We start from the raw sequence: 17,216 nt of genomic DNA, 5'->3' as shown, positions 1-17,216 counted from the left end.
TTGCGTCCGGTCAGTACGGTCCCCTATCGAGGGTGCTGCTCATCCAGCCATTCCCTTGTCGAGATGACACGAGCATAGGCAAACCTGAGCGCGGCCATGAACGCCGCGTGGGCCTGCGCGGCGGGCACCTCGACGCCTTCGAACTCCAGATCGCGCGACGCGCATGCGTCATGGACGACGGTGCATTGGTAGCCGAAGTCATTCGACGCACGTGTCGCGGCATCCACGCACATATGACTCATGGCGCCGCAGATGACGACTTCATTGACGCCGCGTTCGTCCAGGATTTGCTTTAGATGCGTATCCCGATAGGAATTGATGTGATGCTTGAGGACGATCGCCTCGCCTTCCTTTGGACTGGCCTTGGCATGGATCTCGGCGCCAGCCGAGCCTGGCGTAAAGAACGGCGCATCGGAAGTGGGAAATTCATGGCGGATATGGATCACCGTTTCGCCGGCTTCGCGCATCGCCGCGATCAGTGCAGCCGCGTTGTCGGCCGCCCGATCCATTTGCGAGAGCGTCCACCGGCCACCCGGGAAGTAGTCGTTCTGAATATCGATGACGATAAGTGCGCGCCTGGACATAGTATTCCTCGCTATGAACGTCTTCTGTCGCTCCGGCGATCGGTGCAAGTGGCACCTGCCCGTAGGTTAGGGAGAAAATCACCGCTCCCCCGCAAGCGGCGATCTCAGGATTGCTTACCGTGGCACGCCGCCCGCGTCACCCAGCGCCGAACACAACTCCGCGGTCGTGACGATGGCGTGGGCGAACGTTGGTCCGTTGATCTCATGCGCGGCATGCATGGCCTCCGCCGAGAACGCTGCCGTGGCATCGCGCACCAGCGTCACGTGATAGCCGAGTTCCGTCGCAAAGCGTCCTGTCGCCTCGATGCAGGTATTGGCCAGCATCCCGACCAGAATGACCTTCTGGATACCATGCTGCTTAAGTTGCAAGTCAAGGTCGGTGTTGGCAAAGCCGCTGCCGCCCCAATGTTCGTGAATCATGATGTCTCCGGGAAGCGGCTCGAAATCCGGATGCCACTGGCCTCCCCAGCTTCCCGCGGCAAAAACCTGCGCACGGCTGGCGCCCAACTGGTACGGGCTGGGATGCCTCCACGTGGAGAAGTCACCAGACCTCGCGCGATGATGTGGCACATAGAACACCTGGATGCCCCTTGCGCGTACGATGGTTACCGTCCTTTTCAGGTTGGCCAGTGTACCGACCTGGTCGGCTACCGGCTTTGCCCGGCCGTTGAGCTTGCCGCCCTCACTGAGGAAATCGTTGTAGGGATCCACAAGCAGCAATCCTGTGGACGCCGCGGGATACGTCCCCGGTTGGCTTGATTCCGTCATGGTCTCCCCTTCGCATCCATTTGCTGCTAATCATTTCTTGAAACCTTGGTCCCCGGCTACGTAAAATCGGCAAATGTCGCCTGGACTTGCATGGCAACCCGCCGTGAAGGGCCGCCCAGGGAGCAATCCATTGACGAAGCTGGTCTGCCCGGAGTTCGACGAATTCGAGGCGGCGCTTTACGGCGTCCAGGGAAGGTATGTCTTGCGGTCCCGGCCGCAGCGAGACTGGCAGCTCAAGGTGATCGACCTCGATGGCGTGGCGATCATGATGGGCCGGGAGGGCGCCTCCACGGCCTATTCGGGTATCGGCATGCCCGACTACTTCAATATCTTCGTGCCGTTGAGTGCACAACAATGCACCATTGTCGATGGCCATGCCTTCGACGAGCGCACGGTCGGCTGGATGGCGCCCGACCAGATGTTCCACATCGTTGCGGAGCGGGCGGCAAGCTGGCTGACGGTGGCGATATCGGCGCCATTGGTCCTGCACTGGGTCCACACGCACGTCGACGAGTTTGACGCCACGCTGCTCTCCAACAATCTGGTCTGCACCGGTCGAAACGGCGTGCCGCAACTGCTGGCAACGATTCGGCGCATCTTGCGCGTCGAGCGCGACGACCCTGACCAATTGCGCCATCCGGCCGCCACGCTCACGGCTCGCGCCGAACTGATCAACCTCGTGTTTCGCGCCGTGCTGACGGTCGACGATGGCGCGACCCATCTCCGGCTCAAGCCACGTCATCGTCAGATCCTGAGCAGGGCGCTGGGCTACCTCAAGTGCGTTGGGGAAACGACGGTCCTTGTGGACGACCTCTGCGCGGCTGCCGATGCATCCGAACGCACGGTTCGCAACGTGTTTCATCGATACCTGGGCATGGGACCGCATCGCTACCTAGCGCTGTACCGCATGCATGCCATTCGCGCAGCCCTCTGCAATGCGAGGCCGGGCGATACGGTATCCGCGATCTGCGGACGATTTGGCGTCTGGGACTTTGGCCGGTTCGCCGCGCTCTATCGCGCCCACTTTGGCGTTCTCCCATCGCAGACGCTTCGACAGCGCCGGCGTGGATGAGGGGGAGAATGTGGATAGGTTGGGGGCACCAGCGGACGGGCGACTGCAATGCGAGATAGCAGGCGCAAACGTCTCCAATACGCCGTGGTATATGGCGAACCTGACATAGAGCGGACCGTGGGCCTGGACAACGGCGATCTCTTTATCATGCTCTGGATTGGCTATGCGGAGCAGCCGTCGACAAGCGATCGCCCGCGTCGGCCGATCAACTGCCAAAGCGACAGTGGAAGCGGATGACTGTTGGACTCGGATAGCCGCCACCGAGTTGTGGAGGAGTCGAACGGCTCAGAAGGGTCGCAAGCCGCCATATGCCAATTCTTCGCGAATGATTGCCATACGGCTCTTCGTGGCGCTCTACAGTCACCATTCTCTGGCGATAAGCCGGTCTTGCGCCCGGAAGCTATCAAGATCCGCTAGCGGAGAGGTGCGCCTTCCACTCTTGGGACTTCATTCGCAAATTGCACAGTGCGAAACATCCTATCGACGCCCTCCATCAGCCCTGCACCACCTCAGCGCCAGCCTCTCCGGCATCCTCTTCCTCCTGGAATCCCAAAGCGATCACTCGGAAGAAATCCACGGCACCCACTGCCTGCTGGTAATGGTCAAATCCCAGCTCGATCAGCTCTCAGCCAAAGTTTGCTTCGCTGACTGATTTGGCAGCTCGAACCGTCGGCACAATCCGCACTGCCGATGGTTCGCTCGATGCTGTTGCAGCCGAGTCCTGAACCCGTCATCCCGTCGCCAGCTTCTCTCCATTCACCGCAATTTCCCTCCTGAACAATTCCGCCATAGTCTCCGCCGCCAACGACAGCGGCGTATCCCGCAGCGTCAGAATCCCCAGCGTGATCGGCGGCAACGGCATCCGCAACGGGACCCGGCTAACCTGCTGCGCATACGGTTCCACGCCGAGCAGCCCGGCCGGACATGAAAGCAGCGCATCGCTGCGCGTCATCAGGTTCCAGCTCACGCCAAAGGTATTGGCCTTGATGATCCGTGCCGGCACGGGAATACCAGCCTCCCGCAACTGGTCGAGCATATAGGTGTGGTGACTGCCTGGCGACAGATGCATCAGCCATTCGCATTCAAGCAGTTGTTCCCACTCGGTCGCGTGTTCCAGCGGATGGCCACGGCGGCAGGCGACCATGATCTCCAGCGTCTGCAGCGGCTCGAAGACGAACTCGCTGCCAATGGCCTGCTGTCCCGGCGCGGCGACGGCAAAGTCGACGGTGCCGTCGCGCAGTGCGGGCAGCACCAGCGGCATCATGCCTTCTTCCAGCGTGAGCTCGGCCAGCGGCATGCGCTTGCGGAAGGCGCGGATTACGTCGGGCAGCAGGCTCAGGAAGACCATCGGCGTGACCGCTACCGATACGTGCGCCTGCTTGCCGCCCTGCAACTGGCGGATGTCCTGCCGTGCCAGTGCAAGCTGCGCCTGCGCCAGCCGCGCCCGCAGGGTGAGCTGGTGGCCGCATTCGGTCAGCGTCACGCCGCGCGAGCTGCGCACGATCAGCGGCGCATCCAGGTCCTGTTCCAGTTCGCGGATGGCCTTGGTAATGGCGGCTTGACTCAGGTGCAGGCCGCGTGCCGCGCCGCGGATGCTGCCGGTCTCCACCAGGCTCAGCCAGGCCTTCAGGTGATGGTCCTTCACGTTGTCTCCCTCGCTTCCCGGTCCATGGGCCGGGATGTCTTGCGCTTGCTGGCGATAATGACGACAACCCTGAGTTGTCATCACAAAGAATTTAGCGTCTTTTGGCTTTCATTCTATCTGCGTAGCCTTGTTGCGAACCCCATGCCAATGCAAAGAAAACAGCGAGGAGACACATGGAGAAGACGCGCACCCCGACAGAACGACCGGTCGTCACCCGTTTCGCCGTGCGGGCAATGGCCGCCCTGGCGATAACAGCCCTATGCACCGCGCCACTGCTGGCGCGGGCCGAGTGGCCGGAGCGGCCACTCAAGATGGTGGTGCCCTATGCGGCCGGTGCGGGCGTGGACGTGGCGCTGCGCCCGATCGCAGAGGCGATGGGCCGCGAACTGGGCAAGCCGGTGGTGATCGACAACCGGCCCAGCGCCGGCGGCATCGTCGGGACCCAACTGGTGGCCACCTCCGCCGCCGACGGCTACACCATCGGCTACGGCAATATGGTCACGCTGGCCGTCAACCGCACCTTCTACACCAGGCTGCCCTACGACCCGGAAAAGGATCTCGCGCCGATTGGTCTGGCAATTGGCAACGCCTATGTGCTGGTGGCGCGCAAGGACCTGCCGGCCAACAACCTTGCCGAGCTGGTCGCGTACGCGAAGCAGCACCCCGGCAAGGTGGTGATGGGGTCGCTGGGCATCGGCTCGGGCGCTCACCTGGCGGGTGAGCTGGTACAGGGCAGCACCGGCATCAGGATGCTGCATGTGCCCTACAAGAGCGGCGCGCAGGCGCTGGGCGACATGGTCAACGGCCAGGTCGATGTGATGTTCGACAACGTCTCGGGCATCCAGCAGTTCATTGCCGGCAAGCAGATCAAGGCGCTGGCCGTGACCAGCCTGCAGCGCGTGCCGGTGCTGCCGCAGGTGCCCACCGTGGACGAGAGCGGCATCAAGGGCTTCGAGGTGGTGGCCTGGGGCGGGCTGGTAGCGCCGGCGGGTACGCCCATGCCCGTCATCCGCAAACTCAACGCTGCGCTCAACAAGGCCCTGGCAGATCCCGCCGTGGTCAAGGCGAATGCCGCGCTGTCGATCGAGGCCATGCCCTCCACGCCCGAGGCGTTTGCCAGCCTGATCCGCAGCGAGGTGCCCCGCTGGGGCGCCACCGTCAGGCGCGCCGGCATCAAGGCCGACTGATCGCGCGCTTGCCGCCGCGCCGGGCAGCCGTGCGCATCACCGATTGCATCGCATCCACAACCACAACGGACCATCCATGAGCAACGAACTGTGGCGCCTGAGCGCCGTCGATCTCGCGCGGCATATCGCCTCCCGGGAAATCTCGTGCCGCGAGGCGGCGGCAAGCTGCCTGGCCCGGCTGGACGACGTCAACCCCCGCCTCAACGCGGTGGTCGAGGTGCTGGCCGACGAGGCCCTGCACACTGCCGCCGAAGCCGATGCCATGCTGGCACGCGGCGAGCCGGTGGGCCCGCTACACGGCGTGCCCGTGACGATCAAGGTGAACGTGGACCAGGCGGGGCGCGCCACTACCAATGGCGTAGCGGCCTACCGCAGCACCGTGGCCACTGCCGACAGCCCAGCGGTCGCCAACCTGCGCAAGGCGGGCGCCATCATCATCGGCCGCAACAATACGCCGGCGTTCTCGATGCGCTGGTTCACCGACAACGCCCCGCACGGCCGCACGCTCAATCCCTACGACGCCACGCGTACACCCGGTGGCTCCAGCGGCGGCGCGGCGGCAGCGGTTGCGGCCGGCATCGGCCCGCTGGCGCACGGCAACGACCAGGGCGGGTCGATCCGCTATCCGGCCTATGCCTGCGGCGTGGCAGGCCTGCGGCCGAGCTTCGGTCGGGTGCCGGCGTTCAATCCGTCCCAGTCGCGGGAGCGCACCATCGGCATGCACATGACCTCGGTGCAGGGGCCGCTCGCGCGCAGCGTGGCGGACCTGCGCCTGGCGCTGGCGGCGATGTCCGCGGCCGATGCCAGGGATCCGTGGTGGACGCCCGCGCCGCTGGATGCTGCCCAGCCGGCCAATGCCTACAAGCCTGGTACAAGAGTGGCCGTATGTACCTCGCTGCCGGGCTACCGCGCCGACCCCGAGGTTGTCGCTGCGGTCGCGCAGGCGGCACGATGGTTGGAACAGGCCGGCTATACGGTCGAGGAAGCCGCACCGCCGCGCTTCACCGAGGCAGCGGAGCTGTGGCTGGCACTCACCATGAACGAGACCAAAGCCAGCGTACGGCAAGCCGTAGAGACCGACGGCGATGACGCAATCCGCCGCGCCTTCGGCAGCATGTACCGGCTGGCCCCGGATCTGGATCTCGTGGGCTATATGGACGCCCTGGCCCTGCGCTCCAACCTGCTGCGCGACTGGCAGCTCTTTCTTGCGCAATATCCGCTGCTGCTGATGCCGGTTTCATGGCAGCGCCCGTTTGCGGTCGACGCGGACCAGCAGGGCGATGCCGCCATGCGCGAGATCCTGGACGCGCAAAGCCCGCTGCTGGCGCCGGCCATGCTCGGCCTGCCGGGCTTGTCGGTGCCGACCGGCATGGCAGGCAGCACGCCGATGGGTGTGCAATTGGTGGCGGGGCGCTTCCAGGAGGCGCTTTGCCTGGCGGCTGGCGAGGCCATCGAACGGTGCGCCGGCTGGTCGGGGCTGGCCGAGATGCGGGCTAACCGGTCCTGACTGAGGGAGCGCCCCGTGTTCGAGCCGCATCGGAAGCTTATGGGCATGCGGCGCAGCGGTGACCGGGCGCTTGGCCCTGCCGTGAGCGTGCATTCTGGGACGAGTGTCGCCAGAATGCCACCTACAACCTCATGCACCGCAACTGCTCCAGCACTGTGGCGCACGCGCTCGACGCCGCGCTGGAAGGCGGCGCCGCGCGCGTGTGGGCATGCCTCATCGGCTGGTGGCCACTGTTCCGCCTGCTGGACGACTGACCTCTGGGTAGCTGCGCACTTACGCAAGCGTGCGGCGACGATGGCGTGGACGCCGGGGCTGATGCTCGACTACGCGCGGGCAATGAGCACGTTGGTCGATCCGAGGCCGTTTGCGTGGGGGTGGGTGTTTCACGGCAGGGATGGGCGTGGGTCTTCGCAGGGGTCGGCGCAGGAGTCGCGCTAAGGAGCCGTGGCCGGCTGGGGGCGGCCCGATTTGCTTGGACGGCAGTTGTCGGCCAGCTTGAGTCGCTCAAAGAAATTTCACGACTGCCCGCTCCCGGACCGAGAAGAGACGGTCGTCAATGATGCTGTGACCTTCGGCTCGTAGACCGTTGCGGCGGTCGCGAACAGATGCCCTGTCTCGCAGAAGAGGCTTGGTCGTGGCTGCCTGTCCGTAGGCAGACACGTTCGACACCAGGGCGGCCGGGCAAGCGGCTCAGATCACGCAGTCGGAACAGTTCCTCCGTCGATGACGTACTCAGTGCCGGTGATGGCACTGGCGCGGCCAGAGACGAGGAAACCAATGAGTTCTGCCACTTCCCGGGGTGAGCACGGCCGGCCAAGAGGAATGCCGCCGAGCGAATCCATGATGATCTTGCGGGCGCCTTCCGTGTCGATGCCGCCTTGTCGGGCGATCTCGGCAACGAGACCTGCGGCGGCATCCGTCTCGACCCAGCCCGGGGAGACACGCACGACGCGAACGCCCTTCGGACTGACCTCCTTGGACAAGGCTTTGCTGTAGTTTGACAGGGCAGCCTTGGCGGCGGCATAGGCAATCGTCGCCTGCGGCAACGGTAATTGCCGCTGGATCGACGTGACGTGGATAATGACGCCCGAACGCTGCTCGACCATCGAGGGCAACAGCGCGCGATCGATGCGCACTGCCGGGAATAGGTTCAGGCTCAATGCCTTGTTCCATTCATCGTCATCTAGCACGCTGAAGCCACCGGCCGGTGCAGATGATCCGCCCACGACGTGCACGACTATATCGACGCCACCGAACCGCTCGTGCACTGCGTCGACGATGGCGTTACAGCCCTCGGCCGTTGTGATGTCCGCCCCGATGAACCGTTCTTCGGCAAGTTCATCGGGACGGGAACGCGCAGTCGTCAGAACGTTCGCACCTGCCTCGCAAAGGCGTGCGACAACGGCCTTGCCGATGCCTTTGGTTCCGCCCGTAACGAGCGCCCGAAGCCCCAGAAGTTCGGGTGCGGAGTTCATTAGCGAATCTCCAGCGACGCAATCCTGCCGCCAGCCAGGACGAACGTATATGTCAGCACGACTGGGCTACCGGGAAAGGTGCCCGTGAGCCGTGCGTGCATCGTCACAGTGGCGCCGTCCTGGGATACGTCCAACGGCTCAATGCTGTACTGGTACCTGGATTTGCTGTCCTTCTTCCAGGCCTGGATGGCTTCCAGCCCCTTGATCGTGCGGCCTTCGTCCCGCACGACGGCATCGGCGGCAAAGCAGTTCGAGAGAGGGGCGGAGTCGGTGACGGTTTCCGCGAGTAGATAGGCATCCAGTGGCGGGGGCAGCATCATGTTCATCGGGGTTCACCTCAACGTGAAGGTTTTCATGCCCCAATCATGGCGCTACAGTTACCGTATCGCAAGAACGCACAAGAAAGTAAGTAACCCTTGGCTAACCGAAAAAACTACACTCCCGCGACTGCCGCAATCGATGTTGAAGCCGCATTCAAACTGCTGGAAGGCCGCTGGAAGCTGGTGATCTTGTTTCACCTTTTCGGTGGTCAGGTACAGCGCTTTTCGGACCTCGAGAGACTGATCCCCGGCATCACACAGAAGATGCTTGCCCAGCAGCTACGCCGCCTCGAAGCGGACGGCATCGTGATGCGTACGGTCTATCATCAGGTGCCGCCGAAGGTGGACTACCGCCTGACTGATTGGGGCCAGGCGTTGTGTCCGGCACTGGATGCGATCCTGACATGGGCGGAGCGCCGTGAAGACTTTCCGTAGGCTGCGCCGAGCTTGCGTGCGTGAGAAGAAGCCTGTCATCCAGAACTCCGATTTCGCAAGTCATCGACGTGGCCTCATCCGCGATCGTCTCATGTCGGGCCGGAACCTGACGGTCGTCAATCCTATTTCAGGGGCAGCACTGGGTCGGAAGCGGCCCTGTTACCACGCCCCTTGCACCTGACCCGCCCGATGGCTAAGTCCCGCCATTCTCGGCCGCCCAACCTTCCGGCGACCGACCGCTGAGTTGGCCCCTTGCAGACAGTCAGTCAACGCGCAATCCATAGTTGAACTGCCTACGAACCGGCGCAGACGACGGTTCAAATCCAGAGCAGTCACTTTGAATCTGGCTGCCCTTCACGCCAGACGAATGTCGTCTGGCTAACGGCCGGCCCCAAGGATAAGTGGCCGCGATCATCGAACTTTCGTATCGGCTTGTACCTCAAGATCATCGGCTATTTGAAATCAAACCACTCATGTATTTATTTAAATCTCGAAAATCTTGAACAGTCCAAGAGTGCGGCGCCAGTCTTACACCATTCTCTTGCAAAGTTCTTGGAATCAAGTCTCCATTTGGACGAAGTATCACCGATGAAACAATAACACCAGGATAATCATTGAGTCGTCTTTTGAAAGCGGCGGTTGTCAGATCAGGTGTGGGAGGAGTGCTTTTCTTTGCCAATGGCCCTGTGCCTTTGAGGTCTGCTCCATGGCACATGGCACATCTCTGCGTAAAGAGATTTTTCCCATTAAAACTTTGCGCCCAGGATAGTGATGTTTGAGTTAGCACTACAACTCCTAGCGAAGCGATACATAACTCTCTTACTTTCATTTAGCCTTATTGTATAAATCAGATCATAATCGAGAGCAAATACCGGGGAGCACCACTGCAACACATGAGGGCCACGACACGCGACAGCTCGTCGGGCCGCCAAGCCGATTCCTGGGCAACCCGCCTCGCAGGCGGCGGCTCGGCGCACTCAGTCATGTTCCACCGAGAGTTAGGTGCGCTGTCCCACTATCTGCGCCCGGCCACTCAAGCTCCGCCCTCCCGGTTGCGGCGCACCGCTAGTTAGCCTATGTCTTCTACCGTGCCAGCCGCGACGGCACACGGCTCGCCATGACGGTGACTTCGACTAGCCATCCTGGCGGCACCAGCCGCAAGACTTCGGCTCGCGTGCGCACCGGCACGTTGGGCTGCTTGTCTGTTCCGAAGTATTGCTTATAGGCGCTCGAGAAGCCGGTAAAGTCTGGCTTGCCCGTGGCCGGGTCTGCCACAATCAACGCCTGCATGGAGACGATGTCGCCCATGCGATAGCCGCGATCCTGGAGGATGCGCTCGATCTGGCCAAGCACGCTGCGGGTCTGGGTTGCGGTGTCGCCATAGGAGGCCGCCGTATCGGGCGGCGCCGAGGCATTCGCCACCGTGGGCCCCACGCCGCTGAGCACAAGCAGCTGCGCATTGGCGGGAATCTCGATCACCTCCGCGAACTCACGCGCCCACGGTTCGGTCATGTGCGCCGGGTTGCGATGCCTGACGATCTGCTCGGCGGCGTTGGCATTGGCGATGCAGAGCGCCGGCACAACGAGGGTGGCAAGGGCCGCGATAGAACTACATGATAGCAAGCGTGCTGTGCGCATGGGCAGGGCCTGTGAAGTAAAGGATGAAGGTCCGGACAACGCGGCGTTGCCTTGCCGGACCGTACAAAACGAAGAACGCATATGCGAAGAACGTACTCGCGTTCGTCTCGACTAAATCGAGTGGTCGCCCCTTGGGCGGACAAATGACTCCCGCTGCCTGGTCCACGGAGGGAGTTCGGTGTGCATTTCATCTCGAACAGAAGGCGGCGTTCGTCCCACTCACTCTTTAGACTACTCATAACTTCATCATCTCATCAGCCGCATTGAGAATCCGGTTGGAGGACTGCTGAGCACCGCGAACAATGCTGTCCACGTTGTAGGCTAGCAAGCGACCGCTTCTCTTTATTATTCGGCCATCGACTAACACCGTGTCGACGTTGCTGGCGCTGCCGCTCTGCACAATCGCCGTTTCGATATTGCCTATTGGCCAGATGTTCAGATCCTTGGCCCGCACCAGAATGATGTCTGCGCGCTTGCCTTCAGTGATCGATCCAGTGATGTCGCCGATCCCCATCGCGATGGCTCCATTGATCGTCGCCATCTCGATCACCTCTTGCACGCTGACCGCCCTTGCCCGCTCGCTGGGGGTGCCAACCCAGGGCACCCCGAGGTTCCAGGTGAAACGCATCATTTCGAACATGTCCGGTGGGGCAATGGACGTCGCGTCGCTCGACAATGAGATAGTCAGCCCCGCGGCACGCATCGCGAACAGCGCAGCCCGGGCATCGCCCGTGCTGCTGAGCCGGAGCTCGGAATGTGTCGCAAAGGAGAGCGGTGTCTTCGTGCGCGCCATCGCCATCAAGTCCTCGGTCGTCGCCGGGACGTAATGCGCGATCATAAAATCGGGGCCGAGGTAACCGCGCCTCTCGTAGTCGACAGCATCGACATTGTTGGGCGACTCCTGCGGCGCGTGGATCGCTACGGGAAGCCCACTCTTCTTGACGAACTTCATTTCCTCGTGAAAGACAGCATCGGTGCTCTGTTGCGGACCACGCAGATTCAGTCCCAGGTGCACCAAACCTTCGAATGGGGAGTTTGCACCGAACCATTTGCGCTGGACGCGCGCAAGGTCGCCGAACCTGTTCACCTCGTCTACCGGGAGCTTGTCAATGTGGCCATACGAGTAACGGGCCCTCAGCAGAGAGTGCTGGTGCGCGCGAAGTTCGGCATCCGCATGGGCCGCGGAGCGGGTGTTATGCGACCAGTTGTGCACGGTAGTGGTCCCGCCGTTCGCTAGTTCGGCGCACGCAAGGAGCACGCTGTTGTAGAAGTCCTCCGGCGTGTACAAGGCGGATGTGGCGCTCTTGGCCGGGTAGTAAGAGAAGCCGCCGTTCCGCGCGGTGAAGCTGCGTCCGATCGCGCTCCACATATGGTAGTGAGAGTTGACGAAGCCGGGCATGACGATCATGTCCGCGGCATCGATCGTCTGCGCGCCGGACGTGCTCAGACCCCGACCGATCTTCTCGATCACGCCGTTTCGAATCAAGATGTCGGCGCGTGGCATGACGCCATTCTTCCGGTCGACCGTGATGACCATGCCGTTCTTGATCAGGTAGGTGCCTCGACGGGCTCCGGACGCTGCGGATGGCATGCCGCCTCCCGCCGAAGCCGATGCCGAAGCGACAAGCGAGGGGATCCCGGTTGCCGCGACCATCATTGCGCCGGCGACCTTGGTGAATTCTCTTCTGGTTGTTCTCATGTTCCTTTCCGATGCGATTTGGATTGCAGGAAGACGGTTGTGGTCAACTCGTCTCGAGAAAGAATGCTGCGGTCATTGCCAGCCCTGTCAGGACGACGAAGCCACGCACCAGGGCCGGTTTAAGTCGCCGAGCCATGACGCCGCCGAAATACCCGCCGGCTGTGGCGCCGATCGCCATCCATAGTGCATGCGTCCAGGCGATGGCGCCGCTGGCCGCATAAATGGCGACAGCTATCACCGTCAGGATCACGGAGACGAAGTTCTTGATGCCGTTCATCCGGCTCATGTCGGTGTGCCCGAGCGCAGCGAGAACCGCCAGCAGCAAGATGCCGAGACCGCCGTTGAAATAGCCACCGTAGATCGCGACCGCAGCGATGCAGATGTCCGTGATCCATTCACTGGGGGACTGCGATGCAACGGCTCCTTTGCGCAGAAGCCTTGGCCCACAGGCAAAGAGAAGGGTCGCGGCCAACAGCAACCATGGCACAATGCGCCCGAAGTCGCTGTTCGAGGTCGACAGCAGCAACGTGGCGCCTGCCGCACCGCCCAGCACCGACAGCACGCTTAGCCGAAGAAGCGAGGGTGCCATCGGCCCCGACAGATCCTTGCGCTGTGCCCAGGCACCCGCCATATAGCCAGGCAGGAGCGCGGCGGTCCCGGTGGCGTTGGCAGATACCAGCGGCACGCCGACCATCGCCAAGGCCGGCAGTGTCAGGAAACTACCGCCGCCTGCCACCGCATTCAGCGTCCCGGCGAAAGTCGCAGCGCCACCGAGCAGCACCCATTCGGCCGGCGTCATGGCTTACGCACAGGCAAGGACATCCGGTCGGTCCGCAGTAGCACGGTGAGTACTATTCCGAAGACCGATAGCAAGGTGATCTGCGCAAAGCCGGCGGTGCTCCAGCCAAAGCGCGCCGCGATGCCGCCGATGATGTAGCCCGCGAAAGCGCCCGCGCCGTAGAGCGTCGTGACAAAGACACCGGTGGCCCGATTCGTGAGCGAAGAGCGCACGGACTTGATATGGTAGCCGGCCAGGTTCACGTACAGCACGCCACTTACCACCAGCCCCCACACGAATGACAGCACCGATTGGACCAACATGCCCGTCGGCCCCGAGAACAGAAGGAAGCCGAGCAGCCCGGTCCCCGCAAAGCTCAGCGACAACACAAGCTTGGGGTGGAAGCGGTCGCCAAGCCAGCCGCCAAAGATGGAGGCGAACACGCCGCACCCGAAGATACTCATGACGCGACCAGTGTCCGACGGCGTGTAGTGCAGATGCTCGCGCAGGAACGTGGGGTACATGCCGAGGTAGCCATAGATGCACAACCCGCCAATGATGCTCATCACAGTCAAGAGAGCCGTGTTGCGGTTCCACATCGTGGTTGCACCGCGCGTGTCGATGTGCGTGGCGATCGCGCTGGCCTTTTCGGTCATGCGCTTGCTCACGGTAGCCGCGATCAGCGCCATTGCGACAAATCCGGTCAGGCCGAACACCACCAGCGGCAAGCGCCAGTTTCGCTCAATGCCGATCAGGTGCCCACCGAGCAGCGGTCCCACGATGGCGCCGACACCGAAGGAGAAGTTGATGGCCCCAACGGCCGTCGCGCGGAAGCGAGCGAAATAGCTCGCCGCGATGGCGATCACCACAGTCAGCTGCATCGCTTCGCCGATGCCAGTAGCGGCGCGGTAGAGGATCATGTCGGCAAAGCCGCTCGAGTAGGCAGTCAACAGCGTGCCAAGCGAGAAGATCGCGATGCCGATCTGGAGCACGGCCTTGCGCGACCACCGCGCAAGCAGGTAGCCTGTCGGCACCCCCGCTAGTGCCATGCCGAGCGTAAAGATGGTCGAAAGCAGGCCGGTGTCGGCGAGGCCGAACCCAAACTCCCTTCGCACATCTGCGGCGATCAGCGGAAAGATCTGCCGGTCCATCGCGTTGAGCGCATAGGAGGCAAGCAGCACAAGAAACATGCCAATCTCCAATGCCGTGACGGGCGCATCGCTGCGCACGTCTCCGGTCAGCGGGCCGGCCGAAGTCGAGGAATTCACGTGTTGTCTCCTTCTCGTCAAGCGAGAGATTTGTTCGAGTTTCTGGCGATGTACGGATCCGGCTATGAGGCCGCGCGCGCTGCCTTATACCAATCGAGGATCTGTTCTCCCGTCAGGAAGGCAACGTCGTCATGTGCCCGAATGTGCGCCAGCGCCTCCCGGAAATAGCGCAGGCGGTGTGGCGCGCCCATGATGTACGGATGCACGACCAGCGCCATCACGCGGGCTGAGTCCTTCGCATCGGCGTAGAGTTGCTCGAACTGGTCGATAGCGCGGTCGCGATACTCGCTGGCCTTGTGATGCTGGATCAGCATCATCGCTACATCGTTGCACTCCTGTGTGTAGGGCACGTTCACGATACAGCCGCCATCTCGCGTCCTCAGTTCCACGGGCTGATCGTCGAGCACCCAGTCGCACACGTACTCGTAGCCTTGCTCCGCGAGGATGTCGGGTGTGTTCCAGGTCTCGGTGAGCCCCGGTCCGAGCCAGCCGCGGGGGCGCTTCCCGGTGTAGGCGCGAATGGCCTCGGTGGTCTTTGCGATGTCGACCGCTTCGTCGGGCACCTTCTGCATGTTGCGCTGTCCAAAGCCATGGCCGATGAACTCCCAGTTACGCGCCTTCGCCGCCTTGGCGATAGGCTCGTAGGCATCGATGGCGGCGCCGTTGATGGCGAGCGTTGCACTGATCCCGAGTTCGTCGATGACGTCCAGCATGCGCCAAAAGCCGACGCGGTTGCCATACTCGTGCCAAGCCCAGTTCGGGATGTCTGGCATAGGTGAACCGCCCGCTGGAGGCGTGAGAACCGTGCGCGGCATGGTCTCGTTGATATCCCATTCCTCAACGTTGACGATGACCCAGACAGCCAGGCGCTTGCTGGCCGGCAGCGTCAGGGCGGGACGTTCGGAAATGGCCGAATATGAGATGCGTTCGAGTGGTTTCATGGCGTGTTTCCTTTGACCCGGGACTCAGACGATCTCGACCTGCAAAGGATCGAGTCCTTCAATACAGCCGGTCAGCCTGTCACCGCGCTGCACCGGACCAACACCTTCTGGCGTGCCGGTAAAGATCAGGTCGCCAGGGAGCAGGCGGTACTGTTTGGACAGCTCGCTGACGATTTCATGGACGTTCCAGATCATCTTCTCCAGGACCGAGTTCTGTCGTACGTCACCGTTTACCGCCAGGCTAAGTGTGCCCGAGCGGAGATGGCCGACCTTCGCCACGGGATGGATGGGACCGCATGGCGCTGAATGGTCGAAAGACTTGCCCAGTTCCCACGGCAGGCCGCGCTTGTTGCACTCTCGTTGGCGGTCCCGCCGAGTCATGTCAAGCCCTGCGGCATAGCCGAAGACATGATCCAGTGCCGTGTCCGGCGGCACGTCCGCCGCTTCGCTGCCGATGGCAACGACGAGTTCAAACTCGAACTGAAAGTCGTCGGTAAACGTCGGATAGGGTACGCGCCCATCGGTCACGATGGCATCGGCCGGCTTCTGGAAGAAGAATGGCGGGTCGCGTTCGTCACCCTCCCCCATTTCCCGGATATGGGCAAGATAGTTACGCCCCACGCAATAGACGCGCCGTACCGGGAAGCGTTGAGCGCTGTCAACGATATCAATGACGGCGGGGGTAACGCTCAGGACCTTGGTCGATTGCACGACGCTGTCCGCACTGTCTCTAGGCATAAGGATTGTCTCTGTGTAAGATTATTGAACGGAGTGGCTAGAGTTTAGAGACGCGGCCGTTCGGCCTCAACGCACAGGCTTGCGAAAAGATGCGCAATCCTTACGATCCTTTGCTCCTCACCGTTTCCATGCACAGAGCGAATCCCTCGAACGCCCCACTGACGCCCCTCGACTACGAGGGCAAAAAGGGCGCTGTCATCCGGAACTACACCATGGCGGCCCGGGCGCAGAGCGCCTACTTTGGCATCCACGATCAGAGCAACTGTCTGCCGAACCCGGTGCCGCACCGTCACGAGTACTTCCAGATTTACGTCAACACACTAGGCGAAACCACTCACTACATTGGGGGCCAGCAGCGGCCTATTCGCCCCGGCACCGTAAGCTTCGTCCTGCCGTTTCTGGTTCACTACATTCCGAACGTAGCGGACGGCAAGTTCCACGTAATCAACATCAGCAAAGAGTATCTGCTACCGTCGCTTAACCTTGATGTCTTCGAGTTGTCGGAAGTGCCGCTCGCGCGCGCGCCAGAGCTTGGTCCCTTCCGCTTTCAGCATTGTCTGGATTTTCAGTTCGATGAACTGGACACCGAGTACCTTCAGGAGCTATGCGAGCGCATGGCGCAAGAATCCCAGCAATCGCCCAGTGACGATACGGCCAGCAACTTGCTGATCCGCAGCCACTTGCTAAACCTGATTGGCATGGTGTGGCGACGCCACGGTGACAAGATTCGTCTTTGCGAGAGCAACGGGATGTTGCTGCAGTCGTACAAGCAGTCCGTGCTGCGCTGCATTCGGTATATCACCCAAAACCTTTCGCGGGAACTGACCTTGGGCGACGCTGCGCAGGCCAGTCATGTATCAGCAACACACCTGGCCCACCTGCTGAAAAGTGAAACCGGAAAGACCTTTCTGGAGATCGTGACTGAAAGGCGGATCGAGCGGGCAAAGACTTTGCTGGCTTTCACATCCGCCTCGGCCGCAGAAATCGGGCAAAGCACGGGATTCGGTGAACCAAATAACTTTGCTAGGCGGTTTCGGCAGATCGTGGGTTCGACACCTTTGGCATATCGACGCCAATTCCAGGACGTGGGCGCGCGAACTTGGGTTGAGTAAGACCACGGTGGTGAGCTGAGGGCTAGCCGATGAGACTGGCATTGTTGGG

Annotated in this window: 17 protein-coding genes and 1 pseudogene; 6 read left to right on the top strand and 12 right to left on the bottom strand. The window is 62.1% G+C overall.

From position 1 onward, the window contains the following. Positions 1-23: 23 nt before the first annotated feature. Together ACAD63_RS10070 and ACAD63_RS10065 are read right to left on the bottom strand one after the other, a co-directional pair. The gene (locus tag ACAD63_RS10070; protein WP_135706392.1) at positions 24-584 is read right to left on the bottom strand and encodes a cysteine hydrolase family protein; all 561 of its coding nucleotides are present in this window, start codon (positions 582-584) and stop codon (positions 24-26) included. A gap of 114 nt (positions 585-698) precedes the next feature. After that, positions 699-1,295 carry a cysteine hydrolase gene (locus tag ACAD63_RS10065; protein WP_434033864.1) on the bottom strand — a complete coding sequence of 199 codons (597 nt, stop codon included), beginning with the start codon at positions 1,293-1,295 and terminating at the stop codon, positions 699-701. Between the two features lie 187 nt (positions 1,296-1,482). On the opposite strand from ACAD63_RS10065, the gene ACAD63_RS10060 reads away from it, so the two are divergent. Next, on the top strand, positions 1,483-2,424 hold the full coding sequence (locus tag ACAD63_RS10060) for an AraC family transcriptional regulator (RefSeq protein WP_133098030.1): 942 nt from the start codon (positions 1,483-1,485) through the stop codon (positions 2,422-2,424). Positions 2,425-3,154: 730 nt separating this feature from the next. On the opposite strand, the gene ACAD63_RS10055 is transcribed toward ACAD63_RS10060, so the two are convergent. Further along, a complete protein-coding gene (locus ACAD63_RS10055) occupies positions 3,155-4,069 on the bottom strand; it encodes a LysR substrate-binding domain-containing protein (RefSeq protein ID WP_133098028.1) in 915 nt (304 codons plus the stop codon). 173 nt (positions 4,070-4,242) lie between these two features. Between ACAD63_RS10055 and ACAD63_RS10050 the strand changes: the two genes are divergently transcribed. The 3 genes and pseudogenes from ACAD63_RS10050 to ACAD63_RS10040 form a co-directional block, all read left to right on the top strand. After that, a complete protein-coding gene (locus tag ACAD63_RS10050) occupies positions 4,243-5,256 on the top strand; it encodes a Bug family tripartite tricarboxylate transporter substrate binding protein (RefSeq protein WP_240746063.1) in 1,014 nt (337 codons plus the stop codon). 76 nt (positions 5,257-5,332) lie between these two features. Then, positions 5,333-6,763: an amidase family protein gene (locus tag ACAD63_RS10045; RefSeq protein WP_135706389.1), complete on the top strand. Its 1,431-nt coding sequence runs from the start codon at positions 5,333-5,335 to the stop codon at positions 6,761-6,763. A gap of 74 nt (positions 6,764-6,837) precedes the next feature. Then, positions 6,838-7,201, top strand: a pseudogene (locus tag ACAD63_RS10040) (DUF308 domain-containing protein); the annotation flags it as partial. Positions 7,202-7,458: 257 nt separating this feature from the next. Here the strand turns inward: ACAD63_RS10040 and ACAD63_RS10035 are convergent. Both ACAD63_RS10035 and ACAD63_RS10030 read right to left on the bottom strand, forming a co-directional pair. Then, positions 7,459-8,238 (bottom strand): SDR family oxidoreductase, encoded by a 780-nt coding sequence (locus ACAD63_RS10035; protein ID WP_434033863.1) that lies wholly within the window; start codon positions 8,236-8,238, stop codon positions 7,459-7,461. Then, positions 8,238-8,564, bottom strand: coding sequence for a nuclear transport factor 2 family protein (locus ACAD63_RS10030; RefSeq protein ID WP_133098025.1), 327 nt, complete (start codon positions 8,562-8,564; stop codon positions 8,238-8,240). Before ACAD63_RS10030 ends, ACAD63_RS10035 begins: the two co-directional genes overlap by 1 nt. 90 nt (positions 8,565-8,654) lie before the next feature. On the opposite strand from ACAD63_RS10030, the gene ACAD63_RS10025 reads away from it, so the two are divergent. Continuing rightward, positions 8,655-8,993 (top strand): winged helix-turn-helix transcriptional regulator, encoded by a 339-nt coding sequence (locus tag ACAD63_RS10025; protein ID WP_133098024.1) that lies wholly within the window; start codon positions 8,655-8,657, stop codon positions 8,991-8,993. Between the two features lie 445 nt (positions 8,994-9,438). Here the strand turns inward: ACAD63_RS10025 and ACAD63_RS10020 are convergent, their stop codons facing one another. From ACAD63_RS10020 to ACAD63_RS09990, 7 genes are all read right to left on the bottom strand, one after another. Next, positions 9,439-9,822 carry a c-type cytochrome gene (locus tag ACAD63_RS10020; RefSeq protein ID WP_434033862.1) on the bottom strand — a complete coding sequence of 128 codons (384 nt, stop codon included), beginning with the start codon at positions 9,820-9,822 and terminating at the stop codon, positions 9,439-9,441. A gap of 254 nt (positions 9,823-10,076) precedes the next feature. Further along, positions 10,077-10,631, bottom strand: a complete 555-nt coding sequence (locus tag ACAD63_RS10015) for a RidA family protein (protein WP_434033861.1) — start codon at positions 10,629-10,631, stop codon at positions 10,077-10,079. A gap of 235 nt (positions 10,632-10,866) precedes the next feature. Continuing rightward, positions 10,867-12,330, bottom strand: a complete 1,464-nt coding sequence (locus ACAD63_RS10010) for an amidohydrolase family protein (RefSeq protein WP_167884626.1) — start codon at positions 12,328-12,330, stop codon at positions 10,867-10,869. A gap of 43 nt (positions 12,331-12,373) precedes the next feature. Beyond that, positions 12,374-13,129, bottom strand: coding sequence for a sulfite exporter TauE/SafE family protein (locus tag ACAD63_RS10005; protein WP_434033860.1), 756 nt, complete (start codon positions 13,127-13,129; stop codon positions 12,374-12,376). Next, positions 13,126-14,376, bottom strand: a complete 1,251-nt coding sequence (locus ACAD63_RS10000; protein WP_010812571.1) for an MFS transporter — start codon at positions 14,374-14,376, stop codon at positions 13,126-13,128. The genes ACAD63_RS10005 and ACAD63_RS10000 overlap by 4 nt, the downstream gene beginning before the upstream one ends. Before the next feature lie 62 nt (positions 14,377-14,438). After that, complete coding sequence (locus tag ACAD63_RS09995; RefSeq protein ID WP_434033859.1) at positions 14,439-15,317, bottom strand: polysaccharide deacetylase family protein; 879 nt, start codon at positions 15,315-15,317, stop codon at positions 14,439-14,441. 24 nt (positions 15,318-15,341) lie between these two features. Continuing rightward, positions 15,342-16,028, bottom strand: coding sequence for a fumarylacetoacetate hydrolase family protein (locus ACAD63_RS09990; RefSeq protein ID WP_434033858.1), 687 nt, complete (start codon positions 16,026-16,028; stop codon positions 15,342-15,344). Between the two features lie 116 nt (positions 16,029-16,144). Between ACAD63_RS09990 and ACAD63_RS09985 the strand changes: the two genes are divergently transcribed. Beyond that, a complete protein-coding gene (locus tag ACAD63_RS09985; RefSeq protein WP_240746059.1) occupies positions 16,145-17,167 on the top strand; it encodes a helix-turn-helix transcriptional regulator in 1,023 nt (340 codons plus the stop codon). Positions 17,168-17,216: the final 49 nt, after the last annotated feature.

Origin of the sequence: Cupriavidus sp. a3 (assembly GCF_051015765.1) — a bacterium.
Taxonomy (GTDB): Bacteria; Pseudomonadota; Gammaproteobacteria; order Burkholderiales; family Burkholderiaceae; genus Cupriavidus; species Cupriavidus oxalaticus_A.
Note: the sequence above shows the minus strand (reverse complement) of the source record. Positions and strands in the feature narration are given on the sequence as shown.